This is a genomic window from Mesorhizobium sp. M7A.F.Ca.MR.148.00.0.0 (assembly GCF_003997735.1).
GTDB lineage: Bacteria > Pseudomonadota > Alphaproteobacteria > Rhizobiales > Rhizobiaceae > Mesorhizobium.
The window spans coordinates 22,709-36,793 of the sequence record NZ_RZTB01000018.1; the positions used below are offsets into that span (position 1 = coordinate 22,709).

13 protein-coding genes and 1 pseudogene are annotated in these 14,085 nt (G+C 62.1%); 11 read left to right on the top strand and 3 right to left on the bottom strand.

The window, feature by feature from the left end:
* Window positions 1-317: pseudogene (locus EOB49_RS37505) on the bottom strand (flagellar biosynthetic protein FliO); the annotation flags it as partial.
* A 223-nt stretch (window positions 318-540) separates the two neighbouring features.
* On the opposite strand from EOB49_RS37505, the gene EOB49_RS09565 reads away from it, so the two are divergent.
* Both EOB49_RS09565 and EOB49_RS09570 read left to right on the top strand, forming a co-directional pair.
* Window positions 541-3,114 (top strand): ATP-binding protein, encoded by a 2,574-nt coding sequence (locus EOB49_RS09565; protein ID WP_127380821.1) that lies wholly within the window; start codon window positions 541-543, stop codon window positions 3,112-3,114.
* A gap of 87 nt (window positions 3,115-3,201) precedes the next feature.
* Complete coding sequence (locus tag EOB49_RS09570; protein WP_127321937.1) at window positions 3,202-3,912, top strand: purine-nucleoside phosphorylase; 711 nt, start codon at window positions 3,202-3,204, stop codon at window positions 3,910-3,912.
* On the opposite strand, the gene EOB49_RS09575 is transcribed toward EOB49_RS09570, so the two are convergent.
* Window positions 3,909-4,214 carry a ribbon-helix-helix domain-containing protein gene (locus EOB49_RS09575; protein WP_127268969.1) on the bottom strand — a complete coding sequence of 102 codons (306 nt, stop codon included), beginning with the start codon at window positions 4,212-4,214 and terminating at the stop codon, window positions 3,909-3,911. The two genes, EOB49_RS09570 and EOB49_RS09575, sit on opposite strands and share 4 nt — an antisense overlap.
* Window positions 4,215-4,422: 208 nt before the next feature.
* Here EOB49_RS09575 and EOB49_RS09580 point away from each other — a divergent pair, with 208 nt between their 5' ends.
* From EOB49_RS09580 to EOB49_RS09590, 3 genes are all read left to right on the top strand, one after another.
* Complete coding sequence (locus EOB49_RS09580; RefSeq protein ID WP_127321936.1) at window positions 4,423-4,818, top strand: VOC family protein; 396 nt, start codon at window positions 4,423-4,425, stop codon at window positions 4,816-4,818.
* An 87-nt stretch (window positions 4,819-4,905) separates the two neighbouring features.
* Window positions 4,906-5,436, top strand: coding sequence for a gluconate 2-dehydrogenase subunit 3 family protein (locus EOB49_RS09585; RefSeq protein ID WP_127380822.1), 531 nt, complete (start codon window positions 4,906-4,908; stop codon window positions 5,434-5,436).
* 46 nt (window positions 5,437-5,482) lie between these two features.
* Window positions 5,483-7,054, top strand: coding sequence for a GMC family oxidoreductase (locus EOB49_RS09590; RefSeq protein ID WP_127380823.1), 1,572 nt, complete (start codon window positions 5,483-5,485; stop codon window positions 7,052-7,054).
* A gap of 64 nt (window positions 7,055-7,118) precedes the next feature.
* Here EOB49_RS09590 and EOB49_RS09595 read toward each other — a convergent pair whose 3' ends face one another.
* On the bottom strand, window positions 7,119-7,532 hold the full coding sequence (locus tag EOB49_RS09595) for a hypothetical protein (RefSeq protein WP_127380824.1): 414 nt from the start codon (window positions 7,530-7,532) through the stop codon (window positions 7,119-7,121).
* Window positions 7,533-7,841: 309 nt separating this feature from the next.
* Here EOB49_RS09595 and urtA point away from each other — a divergent pair, with 309 nt between their 5' ends.
* The 6 genes from urtA to EOB49_RS09625 all read left to right on the top strand — a co-directional run bounded on the left by urtA (window position 7,842) and on the right by EOB49_RS09625 (window position 14,069).
* Window positions 7,842-9,152, top strand: a complete 1,311-nt coding sequence (urtA, locus tag EOB49_RS09600; RefSeq protein ID WP_027036733.1) for an urea ABC transporter substrate-binding protein — start codon at window positions 7,842-7,844, stop codon at window positions 9,150-9,152.
* A 108-nt stretch (window positions 9,153-9,260) separates the two neighbouring features.
* Complete coding sequence (urtB, locus tag EOB49_RS09605; protein WP_127380825.1) at window positions 9,261-10,874, top strand: urea ABC transporter permease subunit UrtB; 1,614 nt, start codon at window positions 9,261-9,263, stop codon at window positions 10,872-10,874.
* Window positions 10,871-12,103 carry an urea ABC transporter permease subunit UrtC gene (gene urtC, locus EOB49_RS09610; RefSeq protein WP_127380826.1) on the top strand — a complete coding sequence of 411 codons (1,233 nt, stop codon included), beginning with the start codon at window positions 10,871-10,873 and terminating at the stop codon, window positions 12,101-12,103. Before urtB ends, urtC begins: the two co-directional genes overlap by 4 nt.
* Before the next feature lie 6 nt (window positions 12,104-12,109).
* Window positions 12,110-12,856 carry an urea ABC transporter ATP-binding protein UrtD gene (urtD, locus tag EOB49_RS09615; protein ID WP_127271299.1) on the top strand — a complete coding sequence of 249 codons (747 nt, stop codon included), beginning with the start codon at window positions 12,110-12,112 and terminating at the stop codon, window positions 12,854-12,856.
* 69 nt (window positions 12,857-12,925) lie between these two features.
* Window positions 12,926-13,621, top strand: coding sequence for an urea ABC transporter ATP-binding subunit UrtE (urtE, locus tag EOB49_RS09620; RefSeq protein ID WP_023813006.1), 696 nt, complete (start codon window positions 12,926-12,928; stop codon window positions 13,619-13,621).
* A 271-nt stretch (window positions 13,622-13,892) separates the two neighbouring features.
* Window positions 13,893-14,069, top strand: a complete 177-nt coding sequence (locus EOB49_RS09625; RefSeq protein ID WP_081738697.1) for a hypothetical protein — start codon at window positions 13,893-13,895, stop codon at window positions 14,067-14,069.
* Window positions 14,070-14,085 lie beyond the last annotated feature (16 nt).

The following is a 14,085-nucleotide window of genomic DNA, read 5'->3' on the forward strand; positions in this document are numbered from 1 at the left end:
GTCAATGCCGGCCGGCGTAGCGCCGAAAGTCGGATATCGCGTTCGACGACGACGTCGGTCGGGCCGCCGATCAGAAGCAGGTGCTCGATATCGTCACGGCGTATCAGCACCAACCTGCGATGGCTGTCGACGGCGGTGGCATCCATGACGGCCAGTCGCGTCTTGCGGTTCCGGCCACCGGCGACGAAGGTTCCGAATGTCAGGTTGCGCACCAGCTTGATGATGACGAGAACGATGACCAGCAAGACAAGCGCTGCAAACGTCCACAGCAATGCTGCGGCATAACCGGGACCTGCCACGCTATCGAGCCATTGCATTGGGTTCCCCTGATCGCCCTTGGAAGTGACGAGACACTAGACCGTTGCAGCGGGCCACCGCAAGTTGCGTTTCACGCCGGTGAACAGCTAGAAAAACTCCGAAGCCCGGAAGACATCATTTTTATCCGACATTTGCCGCCCAGGCCTTTTCCGGACTAGGAGAATGTGATTCAACCCGCTAGGGGCGGGTGTCGGAACACCGGAATTCACGAGCAGGGGGCACATGGCCAAGGAAGCGCGCGGCGATTTCTATCCGGTACCGATCGTCGACCAGAATACGCGACCCGGCGCGGTCACCCGGCTTATCATTTTCATCGTCGTTCTGACGGGGGCGGCGATCGTCTTCGGGCTTTTCCGCGAGCGCCTCGGCGATCCTTTCCTGCTCGGCATGCTCGGCGTGCTGGCGATGATCGGCGTCGGCTTCCTGTTCGCGACGGCGATCGGCTTCGTGCAGGTCACGCCACGCTCGACAGGCGACGAACTGTCGAAATCCTTCGTCGATTCGATGTCGCAGGGGCTTCTCGTCACCGACACCAAGGGCCGCGTCGTCTACGCCAATCGCGCCTATGCGGATATGACCGGAGCATCGTCCGCTGCCGACCTGAAGACCGTCGAGGGATTGCTCTCGGATGTCCCCGAAGCCTCGGTGACGATCTATCGCCTGGCGTCCGGCCTGCGCGACGGCCAGCCGGGCGACGGCGAGTTTAGGCTCGCACAGTCCATTCGGCCCGGTGCCGAGCCTGGCGCCCGCTGGTACCGGGCCCGCGCCCGCGCCTTCAGCGTTCCAGGCCAGCGGCTGCCGATGCTGGCCTGGCAGCTTGCCGACATCTCGCAGGAACGGGCCGAGCAGGAGCGCTTCTTCCTCGACCTGCAGAAGGCGATCGATCACCTCGACCACGCGCCGGCCGGCTTCTTTTCGGCCGACCAGGAGGGCCGCGTCACCTATATCAACGCCACGCTCGCCGAATGGCTGGGCATCGACCTCACCAGCTTCACGCCCGGCGCCGTGTCTCTGTCGGAGATCGTGGCCGGCGACGGCATGGCGCTGGTCCGCTCGGTCAAGGCCGATCCCGGCACCACACGCAACGCGGTGATAGATCTCGACCTGACGACCACGACGGGCGAAGCGCTGCCGGTGCGCTTCATGCACCGTGTTTCGGCCAGCCGCGAAGGATTGAACGGGCCGACACGCACTATCGTGCTCAACCGCACGCAAGGCGAGGATGCCTCTGCCGATTTGCGGGCTTCGGAAGTGCGCTTCACCCGCTTCTTCAACTCGACACCGATGGCGATCGCCGGCGTCGACCACAATGGGCGCATCCTGCGCACCAATGCGCCGTTCCTGTCGCTGTTTTCGTCTGTCGTCGATCGCGACGCCGTTGACCGTCGCGTAAGGCTCGACACGGTGATCCACGAACGCGACCGGCCGGCCTTTGCGGCTGCCTTCGAGAAAGCGCAGCAGCGGCAGGCCGACATCGAGCCGATCGACACGCTTTTGCCGGGCAACGACGAACGGCACATCCGCTTCTACGTCAACGCCGTCGCCGACGGCACCGGTGGCGAGGGCGCCGAGGAGTCGGCCATCGTCTACGCCGTCGAGACGACGGAGCAGAAGGCGCTCGAAGGGCAGATGGCGCAGAGCCAGAAGATGCAGGCGGTCGGCCAGCTTGCCGGCGGCATCGCGCATGATTTCAACAATGTGCTGACCGCCATCATCATGGCGTCCGACCTTTTGTTGACCAACCACCGTCCGTCGGACCCCTCCTTCCCCGACATCATGAACATCAAGCAGAACGCCAACCGGGCGGCTTCGCTGGTGCGGCAGCTTCTGGCCTTCTCGCGCAAGCAGACATTGCGGCCGGAAGTGCTCAACCTGACCGACGTGCTCGCCGATCTCAGGATGCTGCTCGCCCGCCTGGTCGGCAACGACATCAAGCTGAAGGTCGACCATGGCCGCGACCTGTGGCCGATCAAGGTCGATATCGGGCAGTTCGAGCAGGTGGTCGTCAACCTTGCGGTCAACGCGCGCGACGCAATGCCGGCGGGCGGCGATCTCACCGTGCGCACCCGCAATGTGACCGCCGAGGAGTGCAAGGCCTTTTCCTACCGCGAACTCGCCCCGGCGGACTATGTCGTGGTCGAAGTCGAGGACACCGGCAGCGGCATCGCGCCCGACGTGCTGAAGAAGATTTTCGAGCCTTTCTTCACCACCAAGGAAGTCGGCAAGGGCACTGGCCTTGGCCTGTCGATGGTCTATGGCATCATCAAGCAGACCGGCGGCTTCATCTTCTGCGATTCCGAAGTCGGCAAAGGCTCGACTTTCCGCATTTTCCTGCCGCGTCACATCGCCGAAGCCAAAAAAGCAGGCGAGCCCGGCGATGCCCCGGCGACGCCGGCAAAGGTCGCCGATCCGGCCAAGGATCTGTCGGGCTCGGCCACGGTGCTGCTCGTCGAGGACGAGGATGCCGTGCGCATGGGCGGCATGCGGGCGCTGACCTCGCGTGGCTACACCGTGCACGAGGCATCGTCGGGCGTCGAGGCGCTGGAAGTGTTCGAGGCGCTGGGCGGCAAGGTCGATATCGTCGTTTCCGACGTGGTCATGCCGGAAATGGACGGACCGACACTGCTTGGTGAATTGCGCAAGCGCCAGCCGGACATCAAGTTCGTCTTCGTGTCCGGCTACGCCGAGGACGCATTCGCCAGAAACCTCCCGGCAGATGCGCATTTCGGCTTTCTGCCCAAGCCGTTTTCGCTCAAGCAACTGGCGACGATCGTCAAGGACGTGCTGGAGTCTTAGAGCCTTTCCCATGTTCCACCTTGCACAACGCCGTGACAACGCCATGATTGCGGGTGAAACGGCAGGAAGGCTTAGGGGGAGCAACTGGTGACGCCGCACAACGAAGCGGACAAGGACGACTACGCCGACACGGTTTTGTTGCCGGGTGACCCGCAGCGCGCCGAGTGGATGGCGCAAACGTTCCTGGAAGCGCCGCGCTGCATCAATCGCCGCCGCGGCGCACTTGGCTTCACCGGGCTGTTTGGCGGCAAACCCGTCAGCATCCAGGCGACGGGCATCGGCGTTTCATCGTTTCTGATCTACGCGCATGAACTGCTGGACCATTATGGCGCCCGGACCTTGATCCGCACCGGCACCTGCGGCAGCCTGACCGCAAAAGCAAAACTGCGCAGCCTTGTCATCTCGCAATCGGCGCAGGCGGAAAGCGCCCAGAGCGGCCAGGTTTTCGGCCTTTATGGACCCGCTGGCCCCGACCCGGCGCTCCTCGCATCGTCACTGGCCAAGGCGGTAGAATTCGGCATGGACCATCATGCCGGCCTGACGGTGTGCAGCGACATCTTCTATCACCCGGAGGGGCGCGCCCGTTTTGCCGTTGCGCGGGCGCAAGGAGCCCTGGCCGTGGATATGGAAACCAGCGCGCTATATCGCATATCGGAGCATTTCGGAGCGCGTGCGCTGTCGATGTGTGTCGTGGTCGACAACATCGAGACCGGCGAACAGACCGACTATTCCGAGCGCCAGGCGCTTTTCACCGACATGAGCCGTCTGGCGCTCGCTGTCGCTGTGGAAGCGGGCTAAGCAGCCTCCCGCTTCGGCACCATCTGCTCATCCATTCCCGGCCGATGGCCCCGCAGATAGAGCGCGCAGGTGGTGCGCAGCATCGACGCAAAGTTCGGGATGGCGCCGTTGATCTCGATGGCTTCGTCATAAAGCTTCGAAATGAATTTTGGCGTCGTCAAATCCTGGTTTTCGGCGATTTCGTCCAGCAAAGCCCAGAATGTCGCTTCGAGCTGGATGCTGGTCGAGTGGCCGTCGATGCGAATCGACCGGTTGATCTGGCGATAGCCTTCGGGATCCTGGCCCGCAAACACCCTGCACATCCGACAAACCTCCCATGATTGTTGGTCTTGGGTGGACGGGCGTGCAGTTTGATACTGCTTGACCTGTCCCCACATGCATTCTCGGGCAAAATTGCCGGTCCGGCAATCGGACTTTCGTCCCGTTCGCGGCTGCGGGCGTGGTAACCGGCTGCCACCACCTTTTGTCCGTGCCGCGCATAATCGCCTTCACACCAGAACGGAGACTGATTTGGCCAAGGCGATCCACAGTATGATCCGGGTTCTCGACGAAGCCCGATCGGTCGATTTCTACAGAAACGCCTTCGGGCTCGATGTCGCCGACAGGCTGGATTTCGAGACATTCACGCTCATTTACCTCAGCAATGCCGAGGCAGGGTTCGAGCTCGAACTGACCGTGAACAAGGATCGGCAGGAGCCTTACGGGCTCGGCGACGGCTACGGCCATCTGGCGGTCTCGGTCGTCGATCTCGACGGCGAACATGACCGTCTCGGCGCGCTAGGGCTCAACCCGAAGAAAATCGTCGAGTTCAACCGCGACGGATCCCTGATCGCCCGCTTTTTCTTCATCGAGGATCCCGACGGCTACAAGATCGAGGTTCTGCAACGCGGAGGTCGCTTCCAATAGGAGACATCGCAGCCGTCCCCTGACGGGGGCAGCGCGCCAGCAACGGCGTTCTGAAGAGAGCGCACATAGCAAGCAGGGAGGAATAAAATGGTCACGATCTATGACGCGAAGCCTGGGCTGTCCCGTCGAGAGCTTCTTAAACGCGGCGGCATTGGCGCGCTGCTCGTCATTTCAAGCAGCGCCGTCATCAGCCCCGAGCATGCCTGGGGACTGGAGACATCGGCACTCAAGCCCGAAACCATGGCGACGCTGATCCAGATGGCGCGTGACATCTATCCGCACGATCAGGTTCCGGACAAATATTACGCCATTGCCGTGAAAGGCCACGACGAACAGGCCGGCAAGGACGCCGCCTACAAGACTATGCTCGAAGATGGCATCGCCGACCTCGACAAGAAGTCCGGTGACGGCGGCTACCGCGGCCTTGGCTGGGAGGACCAGCGCGTCGCCGTGCTGAAGCAAATCGAGGCGACGCCGTTCTTCCAGGCCATTCGGGGTGGCCTCGTGGTCAGCCTCTACAACCAGAAAGAGGTGTGGCCGATCTTCGGTTACGAGGGCGAGTCCTATTCCAAGGGCGGCTACATCGCACGCGGTTTCGACGACATCGAGTGGCTCTGAGCCCCGTCGTTCTTGAACCCGCAAACAGAAATCATGGGAGGAAACCATGGCAGCTTCATTTGATCTGAACAACGATGGCGTGGTCGTCATCATCGGCTCGGGCGCCGGCGGCGGCACGCTAGGCAACGAACTCGCCCAGAAGGGTGTCGACGTCGTCATCCTGGAAGCTGGCGCGCGCCACGAATACGAAGACTTCATCAATGACGAGTGGGGTTCGTTCAGCCAGCTCGCCTGGACGGACAAGCGCACCACGTCGGGCGACTGGCGTGTGGCCAAGGACTTTCCCAACCTGCCGGCCTGGATCGTCAAGTCGGTCGGCGGTTCGACCACGCATTGGGCGGGAGCTTCGCTGCGCTTCCAGGAGCATGAGTTCAAGGGGCTGTCGACCTACGGCAAACTGGAAGGCGCCAACCTGCTCGATTGGCCGATCACGCTGGCCGAGATGGAGCCCTACTATGCCAAGGCTGAAGCCAAGATGGGCGTCACCGGCACCAATGACTGGCCGCGGCTGCCGGGCAACAACAATTTCAAGGTGTTGAAGGCCGGCGCCGACAAGCTCGGCTACAAGGAATGCCACACCGGCAACATGGCGATCAACTCGGTCGATCGCGACGACCGCATGTCCTGCCAGCAGACCGGCTTCTGCTTCCAGGGCTGTAAATGGGGCGCCAAATGGTCGACGCTCTACACCGAGATACCCAAGGGAGAGGCGACAGGCCATCTCGAAGTCAGGCCGAATGCCATGGCGATCAAGATCAACCATGACGTCAGCGGAAAGGTGACCGGCGTTGTCTACGCCGACAAAGACGGCAAGCTGCAGGAGCAGAAGGCGCGCATCGTCGCGGTTGCCGGCAATTCGATCGAGAGCCCGCGGCTGCTGCTCAATTCGGCGTCGGGGAAATTCCCCGATGGGCTTGCCAACTCGTCGGGTCAGGTCGGCAAGAACTACATGCGTCACACCACCGGCTCGGTCTATGCCATCTTCGACAGACCGGTGCACATGTATCGCGGCACGACCATGGCCGGCATCATCCGCGACGAGGCGCGGCATGATCCATCGCGCGGTTTCGTTGGTGGCTACGAGTTCGAGACGCTGTCGCTCGGCCTGCCGTTCATGGCAGCGTTTCTTGATCCGGGCGCATGGGGGCGCTCGTTCACCACAGCACTCGATCACTACGACCACATGGCCGGCCTTTGGATCGTCGGTGAGGACATGCCGCGCGCGGAGAACCGCATCGCGCTGCATGCCGACGAGAAGGACGCGCACGGCATGCCGATAGCCGACGTGCATTTCGACGATCATCCGAACGACACCGCGATGCGTAACCACGCCTACAAGCAGGCTACGGCACTCTATGATGCGGTCGGCGCCACCCGCACCTTCCCGACGCCGCCCTATCCGTCGACCCACAATCTCGGCACCAACCGGATGAGCGAGAAAGCGGAAGACGGCGTCGTCAACAAGCACGGCCAGGCGCACGACATCAAGAACCTGTTCGTGTCCGATGGTAGCCAGTTCACCACCGGTGCCGCCGAAAACCCGACCCTGACGATCGTGTCGCTCGCGATCCGCCAGGCCGACTACATCGCGGCGCAAATGTCGGCCAAGACGATCTAGTCACATCCTCCCGACGGACTGCTGGCGCGGAACCCGCAAGGTTCCGCGCCTTTTTCTTGCCGCCTCACTGCTTGGTGCAGGTCGAGGCGGTGAAGGCGCCGTCGGGCTGCTTCATGATGATGTCGAAGGAGGGCACGGTTTCGCCGTCCAGCGTCGCCTGGGTCAGCGACAGTGAATTGCCGCCGGCGGTATATCCGCCCAGCGGCCCCAGCCACGAGATCACGCCGTTTGCGTCCATTTGGTAGTTGTAGCCCTGCCGCGCGGTGCCGAAGACGCCGTGGCTGGCGTAGACGGGGCCGCTGTAGACGTTCCCCTTGATGGTGATGTCGCCGAGGCTGAGGAACATGCCAAGCAGGTACACTTCGCAATGATAGGCGCCGTCAGGCATCTTGCCGTCGCTGAAATCGGCTCGCGCGGCCACGGTTGCTGCAGCCAGAAGCAGTATGCCGATGAAAATACGTGAAATACCTGAAACCATGACGTCGCTCGCTTGAAGAGCGAGCTTGCCCTATTTTTGCACCGCGCCGCAACATCGGTCGCCTGAGGCACTGGTGAGTTCAAAATCTAGGCAGGTTTGATAAATGATCGAAAAATAGGCAGAGGCTGCGGAAGCTGCGCAAAATTCCCTCAATCGATTTCTGGCCACCTCTCTTTGTTTTGTAAGCCCTATATTCCAAGGTGCTGATATCTATAATTTATTTGTGCCCTTTCGGGATTGCCAGAGCGGTTGGCATGGGGGTTGCTTTGTAGTGTTGCGGTGCAATCAACTAGCTTGGGAGTCTGTAATATGAGGGGTAATTTCTCGACAATAACAAAAATGTTTTCGGCTGGTGTGGTCGCCGCCGGCCTGTTGACGTCCGCTCCGGTCAAGGCCGCCGACGACACGATCAAGGTCGGCATTCTCCATTCGCTGTCGGGGACCATGGCGATTTCGGAGACGACGCTGAAGGACGCCATGCTGATGCTCATCGACGAGCAGAACGCCAAGGGTGGTCTGCTCGGCAAGAAGCTCGAGGCGGTCGTCGTCGATCCGGCTTCCAACTGGCCGCTGTTTGCCGAAAAAGCGCGCGAACTGATCTCCAAGGACAAGGTCGCGGCGGTGTTCGGCTGCTGGACCTCGGTGTCGCGCAAATCGGTGCTGCCGGTGTTCTCGGAACTCGACAATATCCTGTTCTACCCCGTCCAGTATGAGGGCGAGGAAAGCGAGCGCAACGTGTTCTACACCGGTGCGGCGCCGAACCAGCAGGCCATCCCGGCTGTCGACTATCTGATGAGCGAGGATGGTGGTTCGGTGAAGCGCTGGGTGCTGGAAGGCACCGACTACGTCTATCCGCGCACCACCAACAAGATCCTCGAGGCCTATCTGAAGGCCAAGGGCGTGGCGGCTGAAGACATCATGGTCAATTACACGCCGTTCGGCTTCTCCGACTGGCAGACCGAAGTTTCGGCGATCAAGAAGTTCGGTTCGGCCGGCAAGAAGACCGCCGTCGTCTCGACCGTCAACGGCGACGCCAACGTGCCGTTCTACAAGGAACTCGGCAACCAGGGCATCAAGGCCGAGGACATCCCGGTCATGGCCTTCTCTGTCGGCGAGGAAGAGCTAGCCGGTCTCGACACCGCGCCGCTGGTCGGCCATCTCGCCGCCTGGAACTACTTCGAGAGCGTCGACACGCCCGAGAACAAGAAGTTCATCGCCGACTGGCACAAGTTCATCAAGAACGACAAGCGCACCACCAACGACCCGATGGAAGCCCATTATATCGGCTTCAACATGTGGGTGAAGGCGGTCGAGAAGGCCGGCACCACCGATCCGGACAAGGTCATCGACGCCATGATCGGCGTGTCGGTGCCGAACCTGACCGGCGGCTATTCGACGATGATGCCGAACCACCACATCACCAAGCCGGTGCTGATCGGCGAAATCCAGGCCGACGGCCAGTTCGAAACCGTGTCGCGCACGCCGGGCCTGGTGATGGGTGACGAGTGGTCCGACTATCTGCCTGATTCCAAGGACCTGATCTCCGATTGGCGCGCGCCTCTGTCCTGCGGCAACTTCAATGTTGCCACCGGCAAGTGCGGCGGCAAGGGCACGAACTGATCCTCCCCGGGCTGGACCTTCAGGTCCATGCCCATGACCGCGCGCGTCCGGACGGCTTCCTCCGCCGTCCGGACGCCCACTTCAACCTTCAGGGGTGACCAGAGACCGATGACCTTGATCCGCACGGGTTTGATGCTGTTGTTCCTGCTGGCGACACTGTCGTCCTCCGGCGCCGGCGAAGCCGATCTGCGCGGCATCATCGCCAAATTCGCCACGGCCAAGGGCTTTTCCGAGATCGGGGCCGTCGTCCACGAACTGGCGGCCGCCGGCGATCCGGCGGTAGAGCGGCCGCTTGCGGCACTTGCCGACGGCAACCTGTATGTCCGCAAGGCTGATTCCCTTGTGTTTGTCGGCAAGGAAGCGGGCGAAAGCGTCCAGCTTTCCGACCCGTTGAGCGGCGAGGCGTCGGGCGAAGCGGCCAAGGACGGCATCACCAAGATCAAGGTCAACAACACGCTGCGTCGCGTCATACGCGATGCGTTGGGCACACTGACGCTCGGCGCCAAGGACCCGGCAGTGCGTGTTGCCGCCGCCGACACCATGTTCAAGACTCCCGACGCCGCAAACATCGGACCGCTCGACACGGCAATCGCCAGTGAGACCGTGGCCAGCGTCAAGGCGCTGCTCGAACAGGCTCGTGCCGCCTCCGTTCTGGTCTCCGACCGGCCCGAAGCCGACAAGCTCGCTGCAATTGCCCTGATCGGCGCGCGTGGCGACCGCGATGCGGTTTCCCTGCTCACCTCGGTCGAGGCGAATTCCGCCGACACGGTCAAGCAAGCGGCGACGACCGCAATCGCCAACATCAATTCGACGCTGGCCTTCTGGGATGCCGGGCAGAACATCTGGTACGGCATCTCGCTGGGCTCGGTGCTGCTGCTGGCGGCAATCGGCCTTGCCATCACCTTTGGCGTCATGGGCGTCATCAACATGGCGCATGGCGAGATGGTCATGCTCGGCGCCTACACGACCTTCGTCGTCCAGCAGGTGATCCGCACCTCCTTTCCCGGCCTGTTCGACTGGTCGCTGGTCATTGCGCTGCCGCTCGCCTTCCTCGTCGCGGCCCTGGTTGGCCTGATCATCGAGCGCGGCGTCATCCGTTTCCTCTATGGCCGGCCGCTTGAAACGCTGCTCGCGACATGGGGCGTCTCGCTGATCCTGCAACAGGCCGTGCGCTCGATCTTCGGGCCGACCAACCAGGAGGTCGGCAACCCATCCTGGATGTCGGGCTCGTTCAATCTCGGCCAGTTGGCGATCACCTGGAACCGGCTGTGGATCCTGGTTTTCGCGCTCGCTGTCTTCGGCATCCTGCTCTACGTGATGAAGCGCACGCCCTGGGGCCTGCAGATGCGCGCCGTCACCGCCAACCGGCGCATGGCCGCCTCGATGGGCATCAGGACGCCATGGGTAGACGCGCTGACTTTCGCGCTCGGCTCCGGCATTGCAGGCATTGCCGGTGTCGCGCTCAGCCAGATCGACAACGTCTCGCCCAATCTCGGTCGCGGCTACATCATCGACAGCTTCATGGTCGTCGTCTTCGGCGGCGTCGGCAATCTGTGGGGCACGCTGGTCGGCGCCTTCTCGCTCGGCATCGTCAACAAGTTCCTCGAGCCCTATGCGGGCGCGGTGCTCGGCAAGATCGTCGTGCTGGTGCTGATCATCCTGTTCATCCAGAAGCGCCCGCGCGGCCTGTTCGCGCTCAAGGGCAGGGCGGTGGAAGCATGATCACGGGACGCTTCTTTGCCGCCGGCGCGGACCGCCGCATCGCCATCACGATCTTCATCCTGCTGGCAGTGGCCGTCATCGTGCCGCTGCTCAACCTTGCGGTGTCTCCCACCAGCGCCTTCTACGTCCCTTCCTACATCGTCGCGCTGACAGGCAAATATCTCTGCTATGCGCTGCTCGCCTTGGCGCTTGACCTGGTCTGGGGCTATTGCGGCATCCTCTCGCTCGGTCACGGCGCCTTCTTCGCGCTCGGCGGCTATGCGATGGGCATGTATCTGATGCGCCAGATCGGCTCACGCGGCGTTTACGGCAATCCCATCTTGCCCGACTTCATGGTGTTCCTGAACTACAAGGAATTGCCCTGGTTCTGGTACGGTTTCGACCATTTCTGGTTCGCCGGCCTCATGGTGCTCGCGGTGCCCGGCCTGCTCGCTTTCGTCTTTGGCTGGTTCGCCTTCCGCAGCCGCGTTACCGGCGTTTATCTCTCGATCATCACCCAGGCGATGACCTACGCGCTGCTGCTTGCCTTTTTTCGCAACGACATGGGGTTCGGCGGCAACAACGGCCTGACCGATTTCAAGGATATTCTCGGCTTCAACGTGCAGGCCGACGCGACGCGTTCGGCGCTGTTCGCGGCCAGCGCCGTGATGCTCGCGCTTGCCGTGTTCGTCACCTGGGCGATCGTCGGCTCCAAATACGGCAAGCTCCTGATGGCGGTGCGCGATGCCGAGAGCCGCACGCGCTTCCTCGGCTGGCGGGCCGAGAACGTAAAACTGTTCGCCTTCACCGTCTCGGCTGTCATGGCCGGCATAGCCGGCGCGCTCTACGTGCCGCAGGTCGGCATCATCAATCCGGGCGAGTTCGAGCCGGCCAATTCGATTGAAGTCGTCGTCTGGGCCGCCGTCGGCGGACGCGGCACCATTGTCGGGCCGATCATCGGTGCGTTGCTGGTCAATGCCGGCAAATCCTGGTTCACCGGCGTGCTGCCGGAGTTCTGGCTGTTTGCACTGGGCGGGCTGTTCGTCGCCGTCACGCTTTTGCTGCCCAAAGGCATCATCGGCATGTGGGACAGTTGGCGCGGCAACGCCAGGGCGTTGCGAGCAGCTTCGATTGCCGAGGAAGCCGGCAGCGACCCCGACGTTCCGACGCCGGCTAAAATCGTTCGCAGCGAGGCGAGAAAGCCCGGCGACTGGTCAGCCAGCAACCCCGAACCGCAGCCGGCGGAGTGAGCGACCATGTCAAAGTCGAACACGATCCTTTATCTCGACGGCGTATCGGTCTCCTTCGATGGTTTTCGCGCCATCAACAATTTGTCGCTGGTGCTCGACAAGGGCGAGATGCGCGCCATCATCGGCCCCAACGGCGCCGGCAAGACGACCATGATGGACATTGTCACCGGCAAGACGCGGCCCGACGAAGGCGATGTGTTCTTCGACGGCCAGGTCGATCTGACCAAGCATGACGAGGCCGAAATCGCCATGATGGGCATCGGCCGCAAGTTTCAGAAGCCGACCGTGTTCGAAAGCCACACGATCGAGGAAAACCTGATGTTGGCGTTGAAGGGACCGCGCTCGATCTTCCCGGCGCTGTTCCATCGCCGCTCGACCGCCGAGACGCGGCAGATCGATGACATCCTCGGCATCATCCGGCTTGGCGACAAGCGTGACGAATTGGCGGCCAATCTGAGCCATGGGCAAAAGCAGTGGCTCGAGATCGGCATGCTCCTGGCGCAAGACCCGAAACTGCTTCTAGTCGACGAACCGGTCGCCGGCATGACCGATGCCGAGACGGAGGAAACCGCTCGTCTGCTCAAGGACATCGCCCGCGACCATTCGGTCATCGTCGTCGAGCATGACATGCATTTCGTGCGCGAACTCGGCGTCAAGGTCACCTGCCTGCATGAGGGCTCGGTGCTCTCGGAAGGCACACTCGATTTCGTGTCGGCCGACGAGCGTGTCGTCGAAGTCTATCTGGGGAGATGAGCATGGTCTGGCGGGTGCAGTTCCATCATTTCGATCTGTCGTTTCTGCGGTTCTGGAAAAGGCGCTGACATGCTCGAAGTTTCCAATGCCACGCTGCACTACGGCGCCGCCCAGGCACTGCGCGGCGTGTCGCTGAAGGCGGGCGCAGGCAAGATCACCTGCGTGCTCGGTCGCAACGGCGTCGGCAAGACCAGTTTGATGAGATCGATCGTCGGCCATCACAGGCTGACGAGCGGAAGCGTTGCCTTCGAGGGGAAGGCGCTCGACCGGAGCGCGGCGTATGACCGCGCCCGGTCGGGCATCGCATTCGTACCGCAGGGCAGGGAGGTCTTTCCGCTGCTCACCGTGCGGGAGAACCTGGAATCAGGCTTTGCGCCGCTGAAACGGGCCGACCGCAACATTCCGGCGCATGTCTTCGAATTGTTCCCGGTGCTGAAGCAGATGCTCGGCCGCCGCGGCGGTGATCTTTCCGGGGGCCAGCAGCAGCAGCTCGCCATCGGACGGGCGCTGGTGATGCGGCCGAAACTGCTGGTGCTCGACGAGCCGACCGAGGGCATACAGCCTTCGATCATCAAGGACATCGGCCGCGCCATCCGCTACCTGCGTGACCAGGCCGGCATCGCCGTGCTTCTGGTCGAACAATATCTCGATTTCTGCCGCGAGTTGGCCGACGAGGTCAACATCATGGACCGTGGCGTGATCGTCCATACCGGCCCGGCGGAAGATCTGGACCGTGCTGATGTCAGGAAGTTCCTGACGGTCTAGAATCGCCAACGCACTTCAGTTGACGATCCGAAGTCCTTGGCAAGTCCAGTATTTCTCCGGCCCTGCACCAGCGTCTCTGGTGCATTGGCAGCTGCGTGCTAGTCTTTTCCTAGGCTTTTGTGAGTCGGCCGCTTCCGTACCAGTCTGGTTTATCGCAGATCGAGGAGCACGGCCAATGCCGGGCAAGTTTCACGCAAGCAAGGCTGCCTAGCTTCCCTCCTGCGATCTCTGTCGTTCAAACGCGTTTGGGCACACAGGCTAAGGGACAGCCATGGAACGTTACGTCGAGGATTACCAGAAGCGGCGGCTTATCGAACGGGTCGATATCATCGCTGCCATCAACATCTTGAGATCACAGGGCTGCGATTACGACGATCTGATCGAGGAGATCACCAAGGTCTTCTATGTCGATCTCGATACCTTCAATGAGATTGTCATGGCGGCCTAGGAGCCGCATTCGTCTC